Annotated in this window: 18 protein-coding genes and 1 other annotated feature; of the genes, 1 reads left to right on the top strand and 17 read right to left on the bottom strand. The window is 45.7% G+C overall.

The window, feature by feature from the left end:
- Positions 1-59: 59 nt before the first annotated feature.
- The 13 genes from A5882_RS07010 to A5882_RS06950 form a co-directional block, all read right to left on the bottom strand.
- Positions 60-1883 (bottom strand): APC family permease, encoded by a 1824-nt coding sequence (locus tag A5882_RS07010; protein WP_034872061.1) that lies wholly within the window; start codon positions 1881-1883, stop codon positions 60-62.
- Between the two features lie 217 nt (positions 1884-2100).
- Positions 2101-4806 carry a YhgE/Pip domain-containing protein gene (locus A5882_RS07005; RefSeq protein ID WP_086372579.1) on the bottom strand — a complete coding sequence of 902 codons (2706 nt, stop codon included), beginning with the start codon at positions 4804-4806 and terminating at the stop codon, positions 2101-2103.
- Between the two features lie 15 nt (positions 4807-4821).
- Positions 4822-5046, bottom strand: coding sequence for a hypothetical protein (locus A5882_RS07000; RefSeq protein WP_223347157.1), 225 nt, complete (start codon positions 5044-5046; stop codon positions 4822-4824).
- A gap of 47 nt (positions 5047-5093) precedes the next feature.
- Complete coding sequence (locus A5882_RS06995) at positions 5094-5768, bottom strand: HAD family phosphatase (protein WP_016611398.1); 675 nt, start codon at positions 5766-5768, stop codon at positions 5094-5096.
- Between the two features lie 46 nt (positions 5769-5814).
- Positions 5815-6615 (bottom strand): pyrroline-5-carboxylate reductase, encoded by an 801-nt coding sequence (gene proC / locus A5882_RS06990; protein WP_008376116.1) that lies wholly within the window; start codon positions 6613-6615, stop codon positions 5815-5817.
- Positions 6616-6676: 61 nt separating this feature from the next.
- The gene (locus A5882_RS06985; RefSeq protein WP_005232219.1) at positions 6677-7378 is read right to left on the bottom strand and encodes a GntR family transcriptional regulator; all 702 of its coding nucleotides are present in this window, start codon (positions 7376-7378) and stop codon (positions 6677-6679) included.
- Positions 7379-7421: 43 nt separating this feature from the next.
- Positions 7422-9860 (bottom strand): DNA translocase FtsK, encoded by a 2439-nt coding sequence (locus A5882_RS06980; RefSeq protein ID WP_086316835.1) that lies wholly within the window; start codon positions 9858-9860, stop codon positions 7422-7424.
- Positions 9861-9990: 130 nt separating this feature from the next.
- Positions 9991-10428, bottom strand: a complete 438-nt coding sequence (locus A5882_RS06975) for a PIN domain-containing protein (RefSeq protein WP_016611400.1) — start codon at positions 10426-10428, stop codon at positions 9991-9993.
- Positions 10429-10435: 7 nt separating this feature from the next.
- Positions 10436-10753, bottom strand: a complete 318-nt coding sequence (locus tag A5882_RS06970) for a toxin-antitoxin system, antitoxin component, AbrB family protein (RefSeq protein ID WP_086316834.1) — start codon at positions 10751-10753, stop codon at positions 10436-10438.
- 176 nt (positions 10754-10929) lie between these two features.
- A complete protein-coding gene (locus A5882_RS06965) occupies positions 10930-11733 on the bottom strand; it encodes an amino acid ABC transporter substrate-binding protein (RefSeq protein WP_005232224.1) in 804 nt (267 codons plus the stop codon).
- A 13-nt stretch (positions 11734-11746) separates the two neighbouring features.
- A complete protein-coding gene (locus tag A5882_RS06960; RefSeq protein ID WP_005227272.1) occupies positions 11747-12379 on the bottom strand; it encodes an amino acid ABC transporter ATP-binding protein in 633 nt (210 codons plus the stop codon).
- A gap of 12 nt (positions 12380-12391) precedes the next feature.
- The gene (locus A5882_RS06955; RefSeq protein WP_005232226.1) at positions 12392-13036 is read right to left on the bottom strand and encodes an amino acid ABC transporter permease; all 645 of its coding nucleotides are present in this window, start codon (positions 13034-13036) and stop codon (positions 12392-12394) included.
- A gap of 308 nt (positions 13037-13344) precedes the next feature.
- Positions 13345-13579: a binding site (T-box leader), on the bottom strand.
- 126 nt (positions 13580-13705) lie between these two features.
- Positions 13706-14860, bottom strand: coding sequence for a cobalamin-independent methionine synthase II family protein (locus tag A5882_RS06950; protein ID WP_176462007.1), 1155 nt, complete (start codon positions 14858-14860; stop codon positions 13706-13708).
- Between the two features lie 126 nt (positions 14861-14986).
- Between A5882_RS06950 and A5882_RS06945 the strand changes: the two genes are divergently transcribed.
- Positions 14987-15907: a LysR family transcriptional regulator gene (locus tag A5882_RS06945; RefSeq protein WP_005227268.1), complete on the top strand. Its 921-nt coding sequence runs from the start codon at positions 14987-14989 to the stop codon at positions 15905-15907.
- Positions 15908-16026: 119 nt separating this feature from the next.
- On the opposite strand, the gene A5882_RS06940 is transcribed toward A5882_RS06945, so the two are convergent.
- From A5882_RS06940 to A5882_RS06925, 4 genes are all read right to left on the bottom strand, one after another.
- Positions 16027-18393 (bottom strand): phosphoketolase, encoded by a 2367-nt coding sequence (locus A5882_RS06940; RefSeq protein WP_008376128.1) that lies wholly within the window; start codon positions 18391-18393, stop codon positions 16027-16029.
- A 196-nt stretch (positions 18394-18589) separates the two neighbouring features.
- Positions 18590-20014: an L-arabinose isomerase gene (araA, locus tag A5882_RS06935; RefSeq protein ID WP_081118304.1), complete on the bottom strand. Its 1425-nt coding sequence runs from the start codon at positions 20012-20014 to the stop codon at positions 18590-18592.
- Positions 20015-20033: 19 nt separating this feature from the next.
- On the bottom strand, positions 20034-20729 hold the full coding sequence (locus A5882_RS06930) for an L-ribulose-5-phosphate 4-epimerase (RefSeq protein ID WP_008376133.1): 696 nt from the start codon (positions 20727-20729) through the stop codon (positions 20034-20036).
- A gap of 19 nt (positions 20730-20748) precedes the next feature.
- On the bottom strand, positions 20749-22344 hold the full coding sequence (locus tag A5882_RS06925; RefSeq protein ID WP_081116183.1) for a xylulokinase: 1596 nt from the start codon (positions 22342-22344) through the stop codon (positions 20749-20751).
- Between the last annotated feature and the right edge of the window lies 1 nt (position 22345).

Genomic DNA, 22345 nt, shown 5'->3' with positions numbered 1-22345 from the left:
TCTTAGCGGCTGACCTAAACATTGCTTTTGGGAATCAGGTCGCTAAACTAGCGTTTTTGTTATTTTTTCAAATGGTAACTGTACGTACTTACAATGATGTTTTCACGCCAAGAGAGTCTGAAACGCAAGCGCAGGCTTGTTTGGTTGTGCAAAATATTTTGCCAGCGACGTCTTGGGACAAACTGTGGAATGATGACGGTCGTTGTGTAATTGTGTTTGGCTGCATTGCGGCTGACTAGATCCACATAACGCAAGATGGGATTTTCAATCGAACGATACGAAGAATGAACGACGGAGAAACGCACGTCTGGGAATTTTTGCTTAAATTCTTGTTCGATTTCTTTTTCTTTCTTCACATCTTCATCCAACGATACGTGCATCGCTACGACATAATCACCAATCGATTGGGCATAGTTCAATGCGCCGATATTTACTCGGGTAACATTTCCGACGAGAACGATCACGGTATTTCCTTCATAAACATGTAGTGCTTCTTGTTTTTCCAACCGCAGCTGTTCTGCGACTTTCTTATAATGATCATGGATCTTGTAAAAGATATACAAGAGGATCGGCATGATAATAAAGAATGGCCAAATATCGCCTAAGCGATACACGAACAAGATGGCAATGATCGCAAAGGAAATCAAAGCCCCAACGATGTTGGCGATCGATTTAAAGAACCAGCCTTTGCCTTCTTTTCTCCATTTGATCACCATTCCGCTTTGGGACAAGGCAAAAGGAATAAATACCCCAATGGAATACAAAGGAATCAAACGCTCGGTCGATCCTTGGAAGATAAACAATAATACGATGGAACCAGCAGCCAAGGTGATGATTCCGTTCGAATAGCCAAGACGGTCCCCACGGTCTTGATACATATGCGGCATATATTTGTCTTTCGCTAGGTTATACGCCAACACGGGGAAAGCTGAAAATCCGGTATTTGCGGCAACTGCTAAAATCAGTGCCGTAGCAAATTGCAAAACGTAGTACATAAACCCATGACCAAAAACGGCAGAACCGATTTGAGATAGGACGGTCACTTCTGTTTCTGGTACGATACCATACCAATAGTTGATAAAAGTGATGCCGACAAAGAAGAATCCTAAAATCGACGCCATGATTGTCAAGGTCGCAGCTGCATTTTTCGCCCGTGGTTTTTTGAAAAACGGCACCGCGTTACTGATCGCTTCGACCCCTGTCAAAGAAGAGGAACCTGATGAGAAAGCCCGTAAAATCAAGGCCACGGATACCCCAGGTACGACCGCTCCCGGTAGTGCGGTTGCATTTAACGGTTGCGCACCCGTTACGATATTGTACAAACCGACCACGATCAAGACTGTGATCACTGCGATAAAGGTGTAGACAGGAATCATCAAGAAGCTAGCTGATTCTCGCAACCCTCGCAGATTCATCATCATGATCAAGATTACGATCACGACAGAAATGGCCACTTGATGACCGAACAACGCCGGCACAGCTGAAGTGATGGCTTCTGCCCCTGCTGAGACGGATACTGCCACTGTCAGCATATAATCGATCAATAGAGAGCCGCCGGCAATCAGGCCCGCATTTTTCCCTAAATTTTCACTACTTACTACATATGCCCCACCGCCGTGAGGGTAAGCATGAATGATCTGGCGGTAAGACAAGGTCAATGAAATCAAAAGAATAATAACAAAAGCAGCGATCGGCAATGAATACCAGATAGCAGCAGCGGAAAGTGCCACTAATACGACAACGATCTGCTCTGTCCCATAAGCAATCGAAGACAAAGCATCAGAAGATAGCAACGCAAGGGCCGCCGTCCGGCTCAGTTTTTGTTCATCATTCTCTGCGGATTTCAATGGACGTCCGACCAACAAACGTTTCAAATACTCCACTTTTTCTACACTCCTTTTCATGAAAAAATCCTTCGTTAAACTTGTAACGATATCCTCACAAATATTGAATTATCAAGACTGTATGCTACTCTTGTAACCGCGAAAAGTCAATGAAAATCAGATGAAAAAACGACCCTTTTTCCCTCTTTTGATTATTAGAAATTTCACGTGATGGCACAAAAGCAGAAAGAACAAATGCTCTTTCTGCTTTAAGATTTTAGTGGAAGAAATGACTTTCTTTGGAAATGTCACTTAGTTTCTTCGTAGAGTTGACTAGATAAGGATACGCGTACGTACCGACGATCCCAAAGACTAGGAACAAAATCGTTAAAATGATCAATTGCGGGATAGCATTTGGCCAATAGATCCCACCGGCTGATTCTCTTAACAGATTGACCGCATGAGTAAACGGCAGTAGCGGATTAATGAATTGGAAGAACTTCCCAGAGACTTGGATTGGGTAGTTTCCTCCCCCACCTGAAATGGAGAGAACCAAAATAATGATGGCGATCCCTTTCCCGAGGTTGCCGAACAGTCCCGCCAGTACGTAGACGATCATCATAAAGGCGAGTCCGACGAGTAATGCGAAGAAGACACTGTACACAGGGTTGTGGACATCGACGCCTAATAAAAACATATTTCCTAGGGTCACGATCAAACTTTGGGCGACTGCCATCGTCAAGAATGTCAGCATCCGTGCCACAAAGGTTTCACGTTGTGTAAAGCGTTTTTTGTCTTTCTTCTCTAAATGATACTCCGTTGTAGCGACACTTGACAACAATAATGCCCCTACCCACAAACACAATGCGGTATAAAATGGTGTACTAGCTGAACCATTGTTGGCGATTGGGTAGATTTCATTGCTTTTTAATTCCACTGGTTGTTTGAAGAAGTCGGCTTCATCCGTGGCATCAAGTTTCAATAATTTGATGACTTCCCCGAGATCGACTTCATTTTCTCCTGCTCGGATCGCATCAGCGGCTTTGTGGATGCCTGCTTTGATACTTGGCCAATCGTTATTGATTAAATCGACAGCCGCATCCAAGGCTTTTTCAACTTCTGGCAGTTTTTCATCCACCATCGCCATCGTAGAACTGATTTCTGATTTGATGGTTGGCCAATCGTTTTGCAAGAAGTCTACGGCCAGCCCTAATTTTTCTTCGACAACTGGCAATTCGTTGTTGTACAGGTCGGCTCCTTTGTTGATGGCATTGACGATTTCATCCATATGACCATTCAGCATCGTATTGGCATCGTGCAATTCTTGCTTGATGGCAGGCAATTCTTTTTGGTATTTTTCCAAAATCGTCACGGCATTGCTGACCACTGATTTGGTGGAAGACAGCAACGAGTCAAAATCGATTTCTTGGGCTTTTTTCAAGACATCTTCGGCAGTGGTGATGGTTTCGATTAGTTTGGTTAGGATGTCGTTGATGGTTGCAGTGATTGAATCAACATTGATGCTGTTCATAAGATCAGCGATGTTTTGAGCAGCTGCGGTAACTTGATCGAGGTACGCTGTAATTTCATCAACAGAACCATTTTGAACAAGGTTATTCAATTGCGATAAGCGGTCAGATAAAACTCCTAGCGATGTTTTAGCATTGCTTAGTTGCGTAATGATACCTTCTAAATCGGCGTTACTACCGGAATTCTGAATATTGGTTAAAAAGGCAATCAAGGAATCCAAGGCTGCTTGTTGTTGCTGGATGTTCTTTTGAAAGTCAGTGATCGTTGCACTGATTGCTTGACGCTCTTCATCCGTTAGTTCATTGTCAGCTAGTGCTTGACGAATCGTACTTGTCAGCCCAGCAGTAGTTGTTGCCACTTGACTGATCGACTCAATCGTCACCTTCACACTGCTAGAAATACTTGGCAGGGCATCTTGCAACTGTTGCGCCCCATCTTTGGTCGCTGTGGCGAAGCTGGCGGCTTGGTCGCCTAGTTGTTCGATCTGTGGTAACGCTGCTTGAACTTGTTCGATGACTTGCAGTCCTTGTTTGGCGGTTTCGATGCCGTCCGTCATGGTGCTGGCAATGTCATCAAAATCATCATCGATCATCTTCAATTGTTTGCCGGCATTTTGGATCTCTGGGATCTTCTCTTGCAAGGTCAAAATGATGCTGGCTTCTTTCTTCAATGTCGGCAGCTTATCGTTTAGGCCAATCAGTTTTTCCCCCATAGCATCCACTTGCGGGATATAATCGGTAAATTCTTCGGCTTTTGCGATCTTTTCTTTGATTTCTGGAAACTTATCGTGCAAGGTGACGATCTCTTTCGTATAACCGTCGATCGTAGCCAAATTGTCATCGGTATCTAAGATCATGGATTTGACTTTGTTGATGCTGACTAAGTTGGAATCAATGTCATAGCCGATTTCATTGAAGACTTTTATTAACGTAGAGCTGGCAGTCTCAATAAAGTTTTGTGAGATCTCTTCTTGAAGACTGCTGGCTCCTTTTTCGGTGATTTTTGGTGCGATGGCGTTGATTTTTTGGTTGCTGTAATACTCAATGGTCGGTTTTTCAATTGTCCCGCTGGTAAAGCTGATCAGATCATCTGAAAAATCAGCTGGCAGATAAATACCGGCGTAATACTTTCCTGATTTGACCCCTTCTACCAAGTCCTCTTTTGAATCCACGAAACGCCAGCCTAACTGTTTGTTATCATGGAGGGTGTCGATGACTTCATCACCGATATCGATATGCTTGCCTTGAAATTCTGCCCCTTTATCCGCACTATACACGGCGATTGGCAATTCACTGGTGTTGCCATATGGATCCCAAAGTGCTTTGATATTGAACCACGCATAAAGCGAGGGTAAGATCATTAAGGCAATGATCAAAAATGCAGAGATTGGATTGCTGAAAATTCGTTTCCAGTCCAGTTTATATAAATAGAAAACATTCTTTAGTTTATTCATTTTTTTCTTCCCCCACTAGTTCTTCGTCGAAGGATAATTTACCATGTTTTTCCCCCGCCGCCAACGGCTACGATCGACCAAGAAAAGTCCTTTTGACAAATGGACGTTTTTGTCAAAATGAAACCCCTTTACTTTTTGTTTTTTTTCGCTTATTGTTAAACTTTCTTTAACTTTACCATGATGGCGAAAAACAAACCACTCATATCCTTTGAACTGTTTTTTTACCGGTCTTTTCTTCACAAAAAAAGCTTCCTTTTTCTGCAACGAAAAGGAAGCTTTTTTAGGTGTTATTTCAGTTGATCCTTTGCCAATAAATCATACACATATTTCAGTGAGGTGGCTTCGCCATATAACTGAAGTCCGGCCTTCTCTTCTGGGGAGTAGACTTGATCAAAACTTTGATCGGGAATCAACACGACATCGATCTCCGCACGTGTCGCAGCTGTTGCTCCCACAAGAGAATCTTCCATGACTAATGCTTTTTCTGCTGCGGCTTGCGCTTTTTCTAAAGTCAGCAAGTAAGGTGCGGGATCAGGTTTATGGGCGGAGACATCATCGCCAAAGGTCTGATAGTCAAAGGCCTGCAACAAATCGAAATGCGCCAACAATTCAGAGGCTCTTTTTTTCATCGTCGAGGTGGCTAGTGCCGTTTGGAAGCCTTTCTCCCTAGCCAATGCGATGGTTTCTTTCGCATAGGGTTTAGTTTTGAAGGTGCCATCAGTTATTTGCTGGGCAATATAGACTTCCCGTTCTGCTCGTAATTCCTGCACCCGCTGCTGACCGCCTACGAGGTCGGCTAATTTACTAGCCGTCTGTTGCCAACTTTGACCACGCCAACCAAAAATATCAGCGGCTGTAATCGGAAGCTGATACTTTTTAAATAGAGCCAACCACCCATCAAAATAGACTTTTTCAGTATCGACTAACAATCCATCAAAATCAAAAATCAAAAGTTCTTTCATAAACGCTCCTTCGTTTTGCTAAGATTTTCCCCTCACTCACTGGGTATCAAGACATTTCCCGACTTTTGTCAGCAGCTGCTTGCACTGCTTTGATGACAGCCGCACGAAAGCCATTTTCCTCTAAGGTTTTGACTGCTTGGATCGTTGTGCCCCCAGGCGAGCTGACACGATCCTTTAAGACACCTGGGTGTTCCTTCGTCTCTAGTACCATCTTCGCTGCGCCTAATACCGCTTGAGCAGCAAATTCATACGCCATCGGCCGCGGCATACCTTCTGCCACTGCTCCATCTGCCAAAGCTTCAATGAATAAATACGTGTAGGCTGGCGAAGAACCACTGACACCAATGACTGCATCGATCATGCTTTCTGGTACTTGCTCGGCTTTCCCAAGGCTTTCAAAAAGTTGTTTGACTTCGTTGGCTTCGGCTTCCGTTACTTGACCGTTGGGGCTGATAGAAGACATCCCTTCGCCGACAAGTGCGGGGGTATTTGGCATGACCCGCACGATTTTGTGCGCACCGATGATTTCTTCCATTTGCGCGATCGTCACACCCGCGGCAATGGATACTAGCAAGTGTTCCTCAGTCAATCCTGCTTTTAAATCAGCAAGCAAGCGGGGAAAGACAAAAGGTTTGACTGCTAAGACGAAGATCTCTGCTTTTTCTGTGACATCCGCCAGCTTAGTTGTCCCAGTGATTCCGGTTTCTTTTTCTAATTGTGCCAAAGTCGGCTCGTAGCGATGGTTATAAACCAAGATCTCTGCTGGTTCATACAGCTTTGCTGCAATCAAGCCATTAATGATAGCTTTTGCCATGTTACCGGCTCCTAAAAAGGCGATTTTTCTCATGTATTTCACGCTCCACTTCTGATTTTGGTACCACTTTTTGCTAAAAAAGCCTAATCAATGACTAGGCTTCAAATTCGATCATATACGGATGCAAGGCAGTGTTATAGATCCCTTCTGTATATTCTACCACTTCTCCTTGTAGATCATACGAATAACGGGTTCGTTTCAAGGCAGCGACCTCCGGCGTGATCATAAACTTCTGTTGCTCTTCAGTCAACGTCGTTGCCACAAACGCATCTTGAAAGCGATCGATGATCATTCGATGTTCATCCAATAGGCGATACAATGATTTTTCTTCAAAGACCTCGATGGAGGTTCCCTTTAGTTGCTTTGGCAAATGGTACTCATAGTAAATAAAAGGTTGGTGGTCAAAATAGTACATGCGACGTAAACGCATGACTTCTTTGCCCATCAAAGAATACGCAGGGTGTTCAGGCGCAAGTTCGACTAATTCATAGCTGAGGTTTTTCTTTGTGTATTCCTTGCCGGTCTTTTCAAGCAATTGGCTAAACGTCGTGCCTTTTGACAGCTTGTTGTAGGGGCGATTGCTTAAAACCGTCGTCCCACGTCCGCTGCGTTTTTCCACATACTCATCTGCCGCTAACAATTCGATGGCTTTGCGGACAGTGATCTTGCTGACATTGAAGGTAGCTTCCAATTCTGTTTCCGTCGGTAAAAATGAACCAATCGGGTAGCGACCCGACATGATGTCTTCTTTGAGCTTATCGGCAACATCACGGTAAAGAATGTGTTTGCGTTTCATTGCTATCTCGCCTTTCTCTCATTGGATTGGTCTGGTGTTCTCCTTATTCATCAAAGGTAGGAATGTCTTCTGGTTGCGGCTCAATCAAGACTTTCCGCGGCTTGCTGCCTTCAGAAGGTCCCACGACACCTTGATCTTCTAATTCATCCACTAACCGAGCCGCTCGGTTATAGCCGATGCGAAAACGTCGCTGCAAGAGAGAAACGCTGGCGGTCTGCATTTCCACCACAAGGGCTTTGGCATCTTCGAACAGCTCATCTTGCGGTTGTCCGCTGCTGCCGGCACTCGTTTCTTCCTCAGTGACCATCATTTTTTCTTCATAATTGGCTTCTTGCTGATCTGTCACGAATTCAACCACTCGTTCGACTTCTTGGTCGGAAATAAAGGCCCCTTGGACCCGAATCGGTTTGTTCTCACCCATCGGCAGATACAGCATGTCGCCGCGGCCCAGCAGTTTTTCGGCCCCGTTCCCATCAATGATGGTCCGAGAATCGACACCGCTGGAAACAGCAAACGCCATCCGTGATGGAACATTGGCTTTGATGATCCCTGTAATGACATCCACACTTGGTCGTTGCGTTGCTAAGATCATATGGATACCAGCTGCCCGCGCCATTTGTGCCAAACGAATGATGGCATCTTCGACTTCGTTGCTAGCAACCATCATCAAGTCAGCTAACTCATCAACGATCACCACAATGAATGGCAAGATCGGACGATTTTCGCCATCTTCTAAATTCTTATTGATTACTAAATCGTTGTAGCCAGTAATATTTCGGACCCCAGTTGCCGCAAATTTTTCGTAGCGTTCTTCCATTTCCTTGACCACTTTTTGCAACGCTTGCGCCGCTTTGCGAGGATTGGTCACAACGGGTGTCAAGAGATGGGGAATCCCATTGTAAACATTTAATTCAACCATTTTCGGGTCGATCATCATCAGTTTGACTTCATGGGGTTTTGCCCGCATCAAAATACTGGTGATGATGCCGTTGATGGCTACGGACTTCCCGCTCCCGGTCGATCCGGCAATCAAGAGATGGGGCATTTTCGTTAAGTCTGCCGTTTGGACACGGCCAGAAATATCGCGTCCTAAAGGTACTTCTAATAGTTTATCTGGATGATCTGGTTGGGCTTCGATCACTTCTCGGAATGAAACCATGCTGACTGCGCTGTTTGGAACTTCGATCCCAATCAATGATTTCCCTGGGATCGGCGCTTCCATCCGCACATCTTTGGCGGCCAAGGCTAAGGCGATATCATCGGTCAACCCGACGATTTTGCTGACTTTGACCCCTACTGCTGGTTGAACTTCGAATTTGGTTACTGCTGGTCCTAAGCTAGCTTTGACGACTTTTGCGTCAACACCGAAGCTTTGGAAGGTGGTTTCTAACACACCAATATTTTGTTCGATCTTTTTGTACTCGCTGCTTTGATCCGTTGAAGGGATCGAATCGAGTAATTGCGCTGAAGGCAATTCATAATCACGATTTTCAGCTTCTTCCGAAATCTCAAATTCCAATACTTCACCATCGTCATCGAGGATCTCCCCGTCTTCGTTGACCTTTTTGCTTGGTCCCGGTTTGTTTCCTGCTGGATGCGGTGCTTGAGCGGCCTCTGGTCCCGTCGCTTGCGGCAATTCTTGGAAGTGGTCGATGGGTACAAAGCTCAGCTGCTCTGGTTCAAAATCAACTGGCGCTTGCATCTGCTGTTCTTTTGCTGATTTTTCGTCTTCTGTCATTGGTCGGACTTGATTCTTTTCTTTGATCTCCGCCATGACTGCTGCTCGCTCGGCTTCTTTTTTGGCTTCTTTCGCCGCTTGTTTCTCTGCTGCTCGTTCTGCTTTGCGGGCTTCTCGTTCGGCTTGCTTTTCTGGAGAGCCTTCTAACAACCGCTGCAGCTTGTCACCAGCTGCTTGCAGGTGCTCCACTAACTCGTGGCTGCTCATTTGGCTGAACAAGAACGCCCCGATCAGCATGAGTAAAACAGCGATGATGTAGCTGCCGATCTGGGAAACAAGAAAATAGGTCGCCCCATAAAGCATGGCGCCAATCATTCCGCCCCCGACATTTTGGGTCACTTGGCTGCGCCGGATATCGCCTAACAGCGTCATCCACGTCGTTTGGAAGACATTGGCTTGTTCTCCCACCACATTACTAAAGATTTGCGCATGGAGGATGATCAGTAAGCCAAAATACACCAATACACAGCCAATCACTCGACGAATGCTCTTAAACCGAGCATCGGTCGTTTTGATCGCTAACCAGACACCATAAGCGGCTAGGGCAACACTCAAAAATTGGTACGTGTTTCCGCCAACGATCCGAAACCCGTTGGCAATCAAGGTTCCTAAAAAACCTAAATGGAAAAAGCCAAATATCGAAAACAAGACAAAGAGCAGGCCGACGCCGACCAGCATTAATTTCTCTTGCTGTTTTTGTTGTTTTTTTGTTTTGCGTTTCTTTGCGCGTTTTTTTTGCGCCATTTCTATCCCTCTTTTCATCTTTCCCTATTATAACGAAAAAAGAAGGCGAACAAAAGTTTTCCTGTGAGAAATTTTGGTTAGCTGTTGGAATTTAAGGAAAAAAGAGGATGTCTGCCAGATAGAGCAGTGATCATCCTCTTTTTAGTTGGTGAACAAATTCAGCGACTGTATAGACAATCAGTCCTGATGATTTAAAATCAGCTGTATTGGTCGTTACTAGACTGTCGATTTGATTTCGCTTCGCACAAGCTGCTAAAACAGCATCTTCAAAATCTGTCATTGTTGAATCAAGCGCCTGAACGCAATCTGCTTCCGTGACTGTTAAGACGGTATGCACTTGGATCAGTTTTTTGACTTCCCTCCGAGCATCGACTCCTGCTGCTCCATCGAGAATATAGAAAAGATCCGTTAATGTACTTGCCGTAATCACGCCCTCGCAAAGTCCATAGATAGAACTGTTGTATATCAGTTTGATGGCTTCTTGATGGCTTTTAGACCCTCTTCCTAATAAATAGTCAAGGATCACATTGGTGTCAATCACGACTCGTTTGGCTTTGTATTTGGTCATGTTCCTTTTATTCTCCCAGATATTTTTTCCTACGCCGTTCGTTTCTTACTTTTTTGATGTCCACAACGTCAGGTGTTTCAAATGAATCTGCTAAAATGCCTTGCAAAGAATCGACTAAACGAAGTTTCTCCTCTGGGGACAACTCCCCTGCTGGTTGCTTTTCTGTAATAACTAACTGTTTTTTGCCATTGACTTCTTCTGCCAGTTCCATTTCTAGTTCAGAACCTACCTGGAGATCCAATTTTCGAATCATTTTCTTAGACAAGCGAACCCCTTGTCCGTTGCCCCACTTAATCAAATGAGCGGTCTCTTTATAATGTTCCATTCGGCTCACCCCTTTTTATCGGATTTTCCTTACTACCTATCATTGTAACATGAGCACGCATATGTATACACAAGTATATACTTCAATCGTTCCTTCTTTACTTAGATACGCAAAAGAAATGAATGTATAAAAAAACACCAGCTGCTAAGCAGCCAGTGCCTCTTGTTGACTTGTTTTTAGTTTGGTGTGACGTCTTCGCCAAACCACTTTTCAGAGATTTCAGCAAAGGTACCATTGTCTTGCAATTCTTTCAAACCATCATTGATTTTATCTGCCATGGCTTGATCGTCTTTACGCACACCTACAGCAAAATCTTCTGCTTCAAAAGGGCTTTCGATTTCGTTGAAGTCATCGGTTTTGCCTGTTTGAGTCAAATAATATTCTGCGTAGACGCGGTCGATCAAAAGACCGTCGATCCGACCGTTTTCTAGATCGATAAAGGCTTCATTAAAGCTGGCATACAAGGTTGCGTCATTGCCGTCTACAAGATCCTTCAAAACTTCCGGTTGGTTATTGAAGGTCTCATAACCAGAAGAACCTTCTTGGGCACCTAAGACTTTGCCCTCCATATCATCGAAGCTAGTAATGCCGCTTGATTTCGCTGTGACCAAGACTTGTTTATTTTCCATATAAGTATCTGTAAACAATACTTTTTCTTCACGAGCTGCGGTTTTGGTATACCCGTTCCAGATCATATCGATGGTGCCATTGCTTAGTTCGGTTTCTTTCATGGACCAGTCGATTGGTTGAAATTTGACTTTGGTTCCTGTTAGATCCAAAATCGCTGTGGCTAAATCCACATCAAACCCAACGATGTTGCCTTGGTCGTCTTTAAAGCCCATCGGTACGAAGGTATCGTCTAGGCCGACGATCACTTCTTCTTTGTCAGCGGCACTGGTTGTGGTGTCATTGCTGCTGCCGCACGCCCCTAATAAAAATACACTTGCTGCTGCGATTCCCGTTAATAGTAATTTTTTCATTTTGTTCTCCCCCTTATTCTCCTGCTACTTTTAATAATTGATCGCCAATATTTTCGGCAAAAACCAAATCATGGGTCACCACGATCTGGGTCACTCCTTCTTTTTTCAGATCCAAGATCAGCTGTTCGACTTGCTGTCTCAAGCCTGGATCTAAGGCGCTGGTAGGCTCGTCATAGGCCAACACTTTGGGATTCATCGCCATCGCTCGTGCGATAGCCACCCGTTGCCGCTGCCCCCCGGACAACTGGAAGGGGTATTGGGCTAATAGGTCACTTAACCCTAGTTTTTCTGCCAACTGTTCGGCTTTTGCTGTATACGCGGCTTTGTCTTGTTTTAGCACCATTTTTGGTGCCAAAGTGATGTTTTCAAAAACCGACAAGTGGGGAAACAATTGGAAGTCTTGGAAGACGACACCGACGACTTGTTCTTGTTCTTTTGTGTCGGTGGGATCAAAGGCTTTGCCATCCAGTAAAAAGCTTCCAGAATCGATCGTTTCTAACCCAGCCAGTGTCCGAAGCAAGGTGGTTTTCCCGCCACCGGAAGGACCGACCACCGCTAAGATACTGCCGTCTTCGATCGTCAGGTCTAGCTGATCGATGACTTTTTTGGCGCCAAATGATTTTGATACTTGTTTTAGTTCTAACATATGTGGTTCCTCCTAACGGTAATAGTCCAGTTTGGTCTCGATTTGTTTTAACAATAACGTGAAGACGCCCGTCATCACCAAGTAGATCAAGCCGACCCCAACTAACGGAAGCAAGGTACTGTCTCGCTCCATGGCGATTTTTCCGATTCGCATCACGTCTGACAAGCCCAAGATGTAGACGAGGGATGTGTCTTTGACAAGATTGATGACTTCATTGCCGACAGATGGCAGGGTGATCTTGACGACTTGTGGGATGATGATTTTTTGGATCGTTTGGATTGGGGATAAACGCAAGACTTTCGCAGCTTCGTATTGTCCGGCTGGAATCGATTGGATCCCCCCACGGAAAATCTCAGCAAAATACGCAGCGTAATTGATGATAAAGGCGATCAAGGCTGCTTCAAAGCGATCAAAGACGATCCCTAAAATCGGCAGACCGTAGAAAACAAAGATCAACTGCAGCAATAAAGGCGTTCCTCGCATCAACCAAACGTAGACTTGCACGATCAATTTCAAAATACGCAGGCGACTGGCTAAAACAAAGGCAAACAAGATGCCTAAGGGAATGGACCCGATTAAGGTCAGTGCGAACAATTTAACGGTGATTCCGGTTCCTGAAATTAGTTGGGGCATAACATTGACTAAATACTCAAACATGGTGACTTCCTCCTTGATAGGTTTCAATTTCGCTTGGCAGAAAAACAGCTTAGCGACGGCTTACTCCGACGCTTATGTGGCGCTGTGCGTTGGCTGGTGAGGGCAACTGGCAAGTTTCATTTTTCTAAAAAAGAAAAACAAAAAAAGCGCACACTGGCATTTGCCAGAGGACGCTAGATACGTGGTTCCACCTCAATTTGCCTTTCCTTCACAGGAAAAGGCCTCGTGCAGTTCTTGTGATCCTTCCACTTTCGATTTTCGGTGAGCCGCAAAAAAAGAGAAAAAAAAACGTCCCCTAGCCATTACAGCTAAAGGACGTTATCAACGCGGTTCCACCTTTGTTTATCAGTGCTTCACAGCAACTGAACTCAGAAAGTCATCAATCAATGACTGCTGCTGTAACGGGCAAACCCGGTCTCTCCTACTTTTCTTTCGGAAAAACGACTCCAAGATGTGTTTCACAACCATGCGTTATCTCTTTGCACCAACCAGAGACTCTCTTCAAACAGCAAGCCTTGCTACTCTTCTTTTCGATGTCTGTTTCATTAAGTTGTGTCTTACTTTACTCGCTCTTAAAGAAAATGTCAAACATTTTTTCTGAAATTTTCGAAACTTTGTGGAATGCACCGATTTCCAGGGGAAGATTCAGGGTAAAGAAGACGCAACTGCTTAACCGAAGTATGCTTCAGCTAAGGCTTGCCCTTGCTTGATTTTTGCCCATTGCTGCTCAGTCGAAAGCTCATTGCCGCAGTCACAAGAGGCAAAGCCGCATTGATGAGAAAGATAAAGCCGATCCTTAGGAATGATTTGACTAGCTTTGTCTAATAAGGCGATCACTCGCTCTCCATCGTCTAATGTGGCGGTTTTGCTGGATAATAAGCCTAAGACAACTTCCACTTCTGAACGATCTTTCAGCGCTTCTAAAGCCGAGATATCACCGGCACGGTCATCGTCCCACTCCAGGAAAAAGCGGTCATAATGCTGATCACGTAAGAATTTTTCGGCGATCGCTTTGTAGGTACCACTGGCAGCCGCGCGGCTTTGGTAATTGCCGCGACAATTGTGGGTCCAGACTTTTAATCCTAATTCGTGGGCGTAATCAGCGACTTCGTTGTTGATCGCCACGAATTCATCGGCTAACGCTTCTAAGCCGTCATTGCCTTGGGTGAAGAAGCTCTTGTCATTGTCTTCAGCAAATAGTTCCCATAAACAATCATCGAACTGAACGATCTCACCACCGGCTTCTCGGTATTCCTGCAAGAATTCCTTGTAGGCGTTAAGCAGCCCTTCCCGCAAGGCTTCTTTCGTTGGATACACCTGACCTTCACCAACGAGGTCGTTAAAGACAGTCAGCTCGGTAAACGCGTGGGCAGCCCCCCAGACGGTGATTTTGACTGGCAGGTCGCCAGCTTGGCGTTTGGTTTCTTTAAACAATGTCAAGTAATGATGGTTTTTGCCAGATAATGGTTCTGTGATCCGGATGCCGATGTCTTTACGCGTTTCAAAATGTCCACCGTCCAAATCTTCAAAGGCATACCCATGATCGGAGATATAGCGCTCAACGCCTTTTAATCCCCAGAGAAAATCCAGGTGCCACATCGAGCGGCCATGTTCGCCATCTGTGATGACTGTAATGCCGTGTTCTTTTTGCGCTTCAATGATGTCAGCGATCGCTTTTGCTTCCGTTTCTTGGTAGCCAGGAAACGCATCATAAAACGGGTAGCGGATGTCCTCCCGATGCTCGATTTGATTTTTGTAGTCCAATAAATCTTGTGGTCGTAACAATGACCCCACAAGCTGAAATTTGTCTGTTGCCATATCCATTCCTCCTATACAAAGTTTTCAAAATTGTTAGATTTATTCTAGCAAACATCTTATACTATAGATAATACTTATAAACTTATATATTCCATAGGCAATACCTATAACACAAAAAGGAGGTTGCTTCCCATGCGTATCCAGCAGCTTGAATATTTGGAAAAAATCGTAGAGACCGGCTCTTTCAATGAAGCCGCCAAACAGCTTTTCATCAGTCAGCCCTCCCTCTCCCAAGCCATGAAAGAGTTGGAAAAAGAGTATGATCTGCAGCTGTTTTACCGCAGTAAATTAGGGGTGACCTTGACCGATGATGGCCGTTCCTTTCTCAACTATGCTCGAAATGTTTTAGACCAAGTCAATCTCTTGGACGAACGCTTTCGCAAAGACAGCCATCGCAAGCATGTTTTCAGTGTTTCTGCACAGCACTATGCCTTCGTCGTCCACGCCTTCGTAGAGCTGGTCAAACAGTTAGGGGAAGATGAATTTCAATTCACCTTGCGGGAGACCCAAACACAAAATGTATTGGATGATATCCAGACGTTTAAGAGCGAATTGGGGGTCATTTATCTGAATGATTTCAACACGACGGTCCTCACCCGTTTGATCCACGAAAAAGACCTGCAATTCATTCCTTTATTTGAAGCCAAACCCCACGTCTTCATCGGCCGAGAAAATCCACTGACTCAGAAAAAAAGCATCACATTAGCTGATTTGGAACCTTATACCTATTTGTCGTACGAACAAGGGGAAACCAATTCCTTCTACTTTTCTGAAGAGATCTTAAGCACTTTACAACGCAAAAAACACATTCGCATCAGCGATCGTGCCACGATCTTCAATTTGATGGTGGGTCTCAACGGCTATACCATCAGCTCTGGGATCATCAGCAGTGAGCTGAATGATGAAAAAATCGTTGCGATTCCTTTGGAAGTCGATGATGCGATGACACTAGGTTACCTCAAACACAAGAAAATGGAACTGAGTGAGATGGCTTTGGACTATCTCGCCTTGTTGAAACAGCATATCAAAAATTACGGTTTCGACGTCTTTTAAAAAAACGATCCGCAGACAGTCGGTCGGGCTTCCTTGGTAAGGCGTCCCGACCCTGTTGCGGATCGTTTTGTACTTATTTTGTTCTTAAATTGTCTTACGTTGGTGTTATGGAGAAAAAATCAACGCAATGGTTTCCATTCCCACTCTTCGACTTCGGCGATATCATAGCCGTTTTCTCGAATAAAGTCATGGTGATACGCAACGGTGTCTGCCATTTTTTTGGCAAAGTCCGTTGCTTTTTCTCCATAGACCCATTCGGCGGCGTCTTTGGCTAAGTGGAAGCGATCCAATTCAGAAAGGATCCGCATATCAAACGGTGTCGTGATGTCGCCATTTTCTCGGTACCCATGAATATGAAGCTGTTGGTTGCGACGGCCAAAGAAGATGTCGCGAATCAGTCCTTCATACCCGTGGAAAGCAAACACGATCGGTTTGTCTTTCGTAAAGTAGGCTTCGAATGCTTCATCGCTCAACCCACGAGGATCGACTTCTGGACGACGCAATTTCAATAGATCGACCACATTGATGAAGCGGACTTTCAACTCTGGGAAGGCTTCAATCAGCAAGGAAACAGCAGCTAATGCTTCCAAATTCGGTTCCGTCCCGGCAGCTGCGATCACGATGTCCGGTTCTTGTCCTTCATCTGTCGATGCCCAGTCGATGACTTTCAAGCCATCTTTGACAAGCACTTTCGCTTCATCCGCCGAATAAAACTGCGGACGTGGGTGTTTCGAAGAGACCACTAGATTGATCTTTTCTTCAGAAGCGAGCGTTTCTGCCATGACAGCCATCAAGCTATTGGCATCGGCTGGCAAGTAGACCCGCACAAAGTCGGCTTTTTTCTCTGCAATATGGGTCATGATCCCTGGATCTTGGTGGGTGTACCCATTATGGTCTTGTTGGAAGACCGTTGATGAAGCGATCAAATTCAATGAGGGGTACGGGTTGCGCCAGTCAAGATCATGGGCTTTTCGTAACCATTTGAAGTGCTGCGTGATCATAGAATCAACGACTCTTAGGAATGACTCGTAGCTGGCAAAGAAGCCATGACGCCCCGTCAGCACATAGCCTTCCAAGAAGCCTTCTGCTTGATGTTCTGATAATTGTGAATCAATCACACGGCCCACTGAAGATAGCCATTCATCATAATCAGGATGTTTTGGCTCCAACCATTGGCGGTCCGTGACTTCGAACACATGGTTCAACCGATTGGATTTGGCTTCATCTGGGCCAAAAATGCGGAAGTTGTCAGGATTTTCTTTGATGATGTCACGGGCAAATTTCCCAAAGACCATCATATCTTGGGCCGTCGTTTCCCCTGGTGTCTCAATCGCAATGGCATGTGCTTGCCAATCTGGCAAGCGTAGCGGTTGCGGATCGATCCCCCCGTTGGTGATTGGGTTGACAGCCATCCGTTGCTCCCCTTTTGGCGCCAATTCTTGAATCTCAGCGTTGATGCGGCCGTTTTCGTCAAAAAGCTCTTCTGGACGATAAGACTGCAGCCAATCCGTCAAAGCATCCACGTGTTCCATGTGTTTCGCATTGACAGGGATCGGCACTTGGTGGGCACGGAAGCCCCCTTCAATCGGCTCGCCATCCCAGACTTTCGGTCCAGTCCACCCTTTTGGTGTGCGAACGATCAAAACAGGCCAATGAGGCATAGCGGCTTCTTCCGCAGAACCTTTGCGGGCTTCTGCTTGGATCGCGTGGATCTGTTCGATGGCTTGATCCATCTTCTGTGCCAATTGCGGATGAACCGCTTCTGGATCGTCCCCTTCTACGAAATAAGGGGTCCAACCCATGCCTTCAAAATATTTCGTGAGATCTTGGTCGCTTTTACGAGCCAAAATCGTTGGATTGGCAATTTTGGCGCCATTCAAATGCAAGATAGGCAAAATTGCGCCATCATTGACTGGGTTGATAAAGGTATTTGAAAACCAGCTGCCCGCTAACGGTCCGGTTTCGGCTTCACCATCACCGACCACTACTGCTGCAATGACATCGGGATTGTCTAAAATAGCTCCGGTAGCGTGGGCGATGGAATAGCCTAGCTCGCCGCCTTCATGGATCGAACCTGGCGTTTCAGGTGCCGCATGAGAAGCGATCCCACCTGGGAAAGAGAAGGTTTTGAATAGATGTTTCATCCCTACTTCGTCTTGGGTGGCTTTTGGATAGATCTCGCTGTAGCTGCCGTCTAAATAAGCATTCGCAACCATGACTTGTCCGCCATGGCCTGGTCCTTCGATATAAAACATGTTTAAGTCGTACTTATTGATGACGCGATTGAGATGGGTGTAAATAAAATTTTGTCCGGCGATCGTTCCCCAGTGACCAATTGGATTCACTTTTAAATCTTTTTCTTCGATGGGGCGGCGCAATAAGGGATTGTCTTTCAAATAGATCTGACCAACGGAAAGGTAGTTGGCTGCTCGCCACCAAGCGTTCATTTTCTGATAATACTCTGGTGTATCGTAGGTTGTCTTCATTGTGCTCCTCCTTTTAGTCCATTGTTCCACTCTTACATAAAAGTCTATGCCCCCTATATTTAAAAGTCAATTTTGCTGATTGCTGGTGCTTTCAAGGGTTTGCTTGCCCGCACTTTACAGCCAGAAGGCAAGAAAGCTTAAGAAAAACGCAAAGAAACCGCCGGCATCGCCAACGATTTCTTTTGTGATTGGGTACTTATTTGATCGTTACGTATTCTAATCCTACAAGCTTCGCCCATGTTTCGATCTGGTCAGAATTTAAGACAAGTGAGACAACGGTGTGATGGCCACCGCCTGTTTCGATCCATTGTTTGACGCCATCGTGGAAGTTTGGTTTTGGCGTCCACATTACTCGTGCAACCGGTAGTTTTGGTGCTTCTTCAGTTGGCTCAAAGGCATCGACTTCATTGATCAATAATTTGTAGTGGGTGCCAAAGTCGGCCATCGAAACCACGACACCTTCGCCGCCTTGGCCGTCAAAGACGAGGCGAGCTGGGTCTTCACGATCCCCCATTGACAGTGGTGAAACCACGATTTTTGGTTTATTGGCTGCTAATACTGGATCGACTTCCATCATATGGGATTGCAAGATGGCTTCTTTTCCTGGTGTCAGCTCATAGGTATAGTCTTCCATAAAACCAGTCGCTTTATTGTGAGCCATGATTTTCATCAAGCGATCAATAGCGGCTGTTTTCCAGTCCCCTTCACCGGCAAACCCGTAGCCTTCTGCCATCAAGCGTTGTACAGCTAAACCAGGCAACTGCTGCATACCATACAGGTCTTCAAAGTTCGTGGTAAATGCCGTATAGCCGCCTGCTTCAAGGAAGCGGCGCAGACCGATTTCTTGTTTGGCTTGGGCTTTGACATGACGTCCCCACTCTTCTTTGTCGTAATCGCCATAATCAAAATCATACAGCTGGCTGTATTCTTCAAAGAGTGCATCGATTTCTTCGTCAGTCACCGCATCGACAACTTGTACCAAATCGCCGATCCCAAAATAATCAACGGTCCAACCAAATTGGATCTGTGCTTCGACTTTATCGCCTTCGGTCACCCCAACGTTACGCATGTTGTCGCCAAAACGAGCGACTTTGATTTGGAAGCTTTCATTGTAGCCGACTGCCACGTCCATCCAAGCAGCGATTTCTTTTTGGATGGCTTCATTTTTCCAATAGCCGACAACGATTTTGTTTTGCTTTTTCAAACGGGCATTGATAAATCCATATTCTCGGTCACCATGAGCCGCTTGGTTCAAGTTCATGAAGTCCATATCGATGGTTTCCCATGGAATTTGTTCATTGTATTGAGTGGCAAGGTGCAGCAATGGTTTTTGTAATAATTTCGTGCCGCGAATCCACATTTTTGCTGGTGAGAAGGTATGCATCCAGGTGATCACCCCAGCGACTTCATCCCGATAGTTGACTTCTTTCATGATTTTCGTAATCGTATCGGCAGTAACAGCGAGTTCTTGTAAAACGACTGGATAAGGCAGCTTTGAGCTGTCATTTAAGCTTTTGACCATTTCTTCTGCATGGTCCCGTACTTCTTGTAATGCTTCTTCTCCGTATAAGTGCTGTGATCCTACGACGAACCAAAATTCTTTTTTCCCGATTTCTAACATTCTACTTGCTCCTTTTTCGTTATTTTTGCCCGTAATAGGCATTTTCTCCATGTTTGCGTAAATAATGTTTGTCTAAGACCCGCTGCGGCAATTCGGGTGCGTAACTGTTGAGCTGGCGCGTGATAAAATTCATCTTAGCAACTTCTTCTAAGACCACTGCGTTCATCACCGCCGCATCCGCCGTTTTGCCCCAGGTAAACGGTCCATGACCGTGAAGCAAGACACCAGGAATTTCTTCTGGCGTGATGCCGCGTTCCTTAAAGGTTTCGACGATCACCTGTCCTGTTTGTGCTTCATAACCTTCATCGATCTCGGCTTGCGTCAAAAAGCGCGCACAGGGGACTGCTCCATAAAACGTATCGGCATGGGTCGTGCCCATCGCTGGCAGATCGAGTCCTGCCTGAGCCCAGCTCGTCGCCCAAGTAGAATGGGTATGGACGATTCCACCAATTTCTGGAAATGCTTTGTATAAAACGGCATGCGTTGGCGTATCGGAGGAAGGATTTTTCGCTCCTTCCACTACGTTGCCCTCAAAATCACAAACCACCATATCACTGGCTTGCATGGTTTCATAGTCAACACCGCTAGGTTTGATGACAAACAATTGCTGTTGGCGATCCACTGCTGACACATTGCCCCAGGTGTATTTGATCAATCCTTGCTTAGGCAATGCCAAATTGGCCTGAAAGACTTCTTCTTTTAATCCTTCTAACACAAAATTCCCTTCTTTCTTTTTAAATCAACGCATCGATTGCCGCTTGCTCGATCGGCAACCCTGCTTGGTAACGTTGGGTAAAGACGGTGAACCCCTGAATATCGGCTTCTGTCGGGGCTAAGGTCACGCCGTGGTCATTTTTAAACACTTGATCTGCTAAGAATGCTGCCAAGGATTGTTCTGGCGTATGACGGCGAAGGTACGCTGCTAAAAGGGCGATCCCCCAGGCGCCGCCTTCACCAGCCGTTTCCATGACCGTGACTGGGGCTTCCATGACAGCTGCCAAGACACGTTGGGCAACTTCTGGCGTTTTGAAGATCCCACCGTGACCAACGATTCGATCAATAGCGACGTCTTCGGCTTCCAGAATCTTCATCCCGATCTTCATCGCACCAAAGGCACTAAACAGATGTAAGCGCATGAAATTTGCTAAAGTAAAAGAACTCTCTGGCGATCGGACGAAAAGCGGCCGTCCTTCAGGGATCTTAGTGATATTTTCACCAGAATAATAGCCATAAGAAAGCATCCCGCCACAGTCTGAATCCCCTTTCAATGCTTCGTTGAATAAGGTCGCAAACAATTCTTCCGTGGAAAGTTTCATTCCAGCTGCGTCGGCAAATTCGCGGAAAAGTTTGACCCAGGCATTGATCTCCGAGGTACAGTTATTCGTATGGACCATCCCCACCAAATCACCAGAAGGCGTCGTGACCAAATCGATCTCTGGATACACTTTAGTTAAGGGTTCTTCTAAGACGATCATGGCAAAAGCAGACGTCCCGGCTGAAACATTCCCGCTTCGCTGTGCCACACTATTCGTGGCAACCATGCCAGTGCCCGCATCGCCTTCTGGCGGACATAACGGGATGCCAGCTTGCAAAGTACCAGTTGGGTCGAGTTTTTTTGCCCCTTCTGCCGTCAATGTGCCGGCTGGTTCGCCTGCTGTCAACACTTGCGGCAAAAGGTCTTTGATCTGCCAAGGATACCCCTGACTGCTGATTTGTGCATCAAATTGCTGCAGCATATTCGCATCATAGTTTTTTGTCGTACTGTCGATTGGGAACATCCCTGATGCATCGCCGATTCCGATAACTTTTTCCCCTGTCAGCTGCCAATGGACATAGCCGGCTAAGGTAGTGAAAAAAGCAACCTCTGGGACGTGGGCTTCTTGATTCAAAATCGCTTGATACAAATGCGCGATACTCCAACGCTGCGGGATGTTGTATTGGAACAATGCCGTCAAGGCTTTTTCTGCTTCTTCCGTGATCGCATTGCGCCATGTCCGAAAAGGTACCAACAGCGTGCCTTGCTGATCAAAAGCCATATAGCCGTGCATCATTGCAGAAAAACCGATACTGCCGATCGTCGTCAAAGGTACCTCGAATTGCTGTTGGATGTTGTGCGCCAACTCTTGGTAGCTGGCTTGCAGTCCTTGCCAAATCGCCTCTAGTGAGTAGGTCCAAATCCCTTGCTCCAATTGATTTTCCCATTCAAAGCTACCTGAAGCGATCGTCTGAAACTGCTCATCGATCAAGACAGCTTTGATCCGTGTCGAGCCTAGCTCGATCCCAAGAGACGTGCGCCCGTCAATAATTGCTTGCCTTACTTGTTGCGTCATC

Source organism: Enterococcus sp. 4E1_DIV0656 (assembly GCF_002140695.1).
In the GTDB taxonomy this organism is placed as follows: Bacteria; Bacillota; Bacilli; order Lactobacillales; family Enterococcaceae; genus Enterococcus_D; species Enterococcus_D entomosocium.
This window is presented reverse-complemented; position numbering and strand designations above follow the sequence as displayed.

What these genes read in the sequence shown, in the direction of transcription:
- A5882_RS07005 (WP_086372579.1), bottom strand. Translation starts at nt 4,806, where the DNA reads ATGAATAAACTAAAGAATGTTTTCTATTTATATAAACTGGACTGGAAA.
- A5882_RS06995 (WP_016611398.1), bottom strand. Translation starts at nt 5,768, where the DNA reads ATGAAAGAACTTTTGATTTTTGATTTTGATGGATTGTTAGTCGATACT.
- proC (WP_008376116.1), bottom strand. Translation starts at nt 6,615, where the DNA reads ATGAGAAAAATCGCCTTTTTAGGAGCCGGTAACATGGCAAAAGCTATC.
- A5882_RS06985 (WP_005232219.1), bottom strand. Translation starts at nt 7,378, where the DNA reads ATGAAACGCAAACACATTCTTTACCGTGATGTTGCCGATAAGCTCAAA.
- A5882_RS06980 (WP_086316835.1), bottom strand. Translation starts at nt 9,860, where the DNA reads ATGGCGCAAAAAAAACGCGCAAAGAAACGCAAAACAAAAAAACAACAA.
- A5882_RS06975 (WP_016611400.1), bottom strand. Translation starts at nt 10,428, where the DNA reads ATGACCAAATACAAAGCCAAACGAGTCGTGATTGACACCAATGTGATC.
- A5882_RS06970 (WP_086316834.1), bottom strand. Translation starts at nt 10,753, where the DNA reads ATGGAACATTATAAAGAGACCGCTCATTTGATTAAGTGGGGCAACGGA.
- A5882_RS06965 (WP_005232224.1), bottom strand. Translation starts at nt 11,733, where the DNA reads ATGAAAAAATTACTATTAACGGGAATCGCAGCAGCAAGTGTATTTTTA.
- A5882_RS06960 (WP_005227272.1), bottom strand. Translation starts at nt 12,379, where the DNA reads ATGTTAGAACTAAAACAAGTATCAAAATCATTTGGCGCCAAAAAAGTC.
- A5882_RS06955 (WP_005232226.1), bottom strand. Translation starts at nt 13,036, where the DNA reads ATGTTTGAGTATTTAGTCAATGTTATGCCCCAACTAATTTCAGGAACC.
- A5882_RS06950 (WP_176462007.1), bottom strand. Translation starts at nt 14,860, where the DNA reads ATGGATATGGCAACAGACAAATTTCAGCTTGTGGGGTCATTGTTACGA.
- A5882_RS06945 (WP_005227268.1), top strand. Translation starts at nt 14,987, where the DNA reads ATGCGTATCCAGCAGCTTGAATATTTGGAAAAAATCGTAGAGACCGGC.
- A5882_RS06940 (WP_008376128.1), bottom strand. Translation starts at nt 18,393, where the DNA reads ATGAAGACAACCTACGATACACCAGAGTATTATCAGAAAATGAACGCT.
- araA (WP_081118304.1), bottom strand. Translation starts at nt 20,014, where the DNA reads ATGTTAGAAATCGGGAAAAAAGAATTTTGGTTCGTCGTAGGATCACAG.
- A5882_RS06925 (WP_081116183.1), bottom strand. Translation starts at nt 22,344, where the DNA reads ATGACGCAACAAGTAAGGCAAGCAATTATTGACGGGCGCACGTCTCTT.